Source organism: Exiguobacterium sp. UBA7533 (genome assembly GCF_002479335.1).
Taxonomy (GTDB): Bacteria; Bacillota; Bacilli; order Exiguobacteriales; family Exiguobacteriaceae; genus Exiguobacterium_A.
The window spans coordinates 727-2,527 of sequence record NZ_DLMP01000015.1; the positions used below are offsets into that span (position 1 = coordinate 727).

A 1,801-nucleotide genomic window follows, 5' to 3' on the forward strand; every position below is an offset into this window, starting at 1 on the left:
TCAGGCATTTATGCTGGTGATATCGATCGGATGAGTACGTTTGCGACCTACCCGCAATTTGTTGCAAATGAACAAAAGGCAGGAAGTTTGTTTGAAGGAATGCGTCTCATGCGTCCGCTTGACCAACAACAAGGTCCGACGCTCAAAGCGACAGGTCAATTTTTATCGCTCGCTACTGGACTCGAGTCTCTCGTCGAGCGGCTAGAAGAGGTGCTTGAACGGACAGAAATTCGTCTTGAGACACCACTTCGCTCGATTAAACGGGAAGAAGATGGGCGGTATCGTCTCGAAACGGATCATGGTCCAGAGTATGCCGATGATATTTTGTTGACGATTCCGCATCGCCAAGTCGTGTCCCTGTTACCAGAAGCGACGCTGCCTGGGCTTGCGAACCTCTCAACACACTCGACAGCGACAGTCACGTTGATTTTCGATAAGGAAACAGCGTTGCCGATCGATGGAACAGGTTTCATCGTCAACCGTCAGGCACCGTATTCGATTACAGCGTGTACGGCGATTGATCAAAAGTGGAATCATGCAGCACCGAATCATACCGTGCTTCGTGCCTTCATCGGTCGTCCCGGAAAAGATGCACTCGTTCGTGAATCAGACGAAATGATTGAACGGGTCGTCTTAGAAGATCTTGAAGCCATCTGTGGTCGTCCGTTGCAACCGGAACGTGTCGTCATCAGTCGTCTATTAGACGGCTTACCGGCCTACACGGTAGGGCATGCACAGCGGATTCAAGAAGTGCGAGAAACCATCGCTTCGCACTATCCACACATTCATTTAGCCGGACTTGCTTATGATGGTGTTGGATTGCCAGACTGTGTAGCAGGTGTCAAAGCGACACTTGAACAAATGGCGTTACAACAACCGGAACCATGTCAAGAATCATGAAAGACCTAAACCTTTTTGAAGCCATTCGTGCTTTAAAAAGGTTTTTTTTGTCTTCAAAAGAATGACGCGGAAGGAAACGGGAATAGGAGACAAGGGACCAAAATCGAACAATACCGTTGAAACGGGAGGGAATCGTATGGTGGAAGTATGGAGTACGTTCACGATCATCATCGTCTACGGATTGCTCATCATGAATATCTTGGCGGTCCTAACGGTTATTTTTCTCGAACGGCGCGATATTGGTGCGACGTGGGCATGGGTGTTCATCTTGTATTTCGTTCCGCTCGTTGGGTTTCTCGTCTATCTGTTTTTCGGAAGATTGTTGAAAAAATCGAATTTTTATCGTATTACGGAAGAAGAACAACTAGAACACGATAGACGGATTGCCTTACAGAAAAAAGAACTCGTGACGATGGGGCGGCACCCGATGATTCAAAAGCACCGGGATATGATTCGGATGAATCTGATGTCGAACGGTTCGTTACTCAGTCTCTCGAATCAACTGCAGATTCTTTCGGATGGAGAACAGAAATTCAATCGGATGATTCAAGATATCCGCCAGGCAGAGCATGAAGTGAATATTCAATACTACATCATTCAGAAAGATCGCCTTGGGCTAGCGTTGATCGATACATTAACCGAATGTGCCCGTCGTGGAATCAAAGTCCGTCTATTATATGATGCTGTCGGATCACGTAGTCTCAAACGGACGGATTTCAAAGATTTACTGGTACATGGGGGAGAAGTGTTCGCTTTTTTCCCGTCGACGATTGGTTTCGTTAATTTTCGCTTAAATAACCGCAATCATCGTAAATCCTGTATCATTGACGGTCGAATCGGCTACATTGGTGGATTTAACGTCGGTACGGAATATCTAGGTATCGATGAAAAGTTCGGCTAC

At 46.6% G+C, this 1,801-nt stretch carries 2 protein-coding genes; both read left to right on the forward strand.

From position 1 onward, the window contains the following. On the forward strand, nt 1-900 hold a 900-nt coding region (gene hemG / locus B2U10_RS14250; protein ID WP_290788461.1), incomplete at its 5' end, for a protoporphyrinogen oxidase. Between the two features lie 136 nt (nt 901-1,036). Beyond that, a partial coding sequence (locus B2U10_RS14255) for a phospholipase D-like domain-containing protein (protein ID WP_290788464.1) occupies nt 1,037-1,801 on the forward strand: 765 nt, incomplete at its 3' end.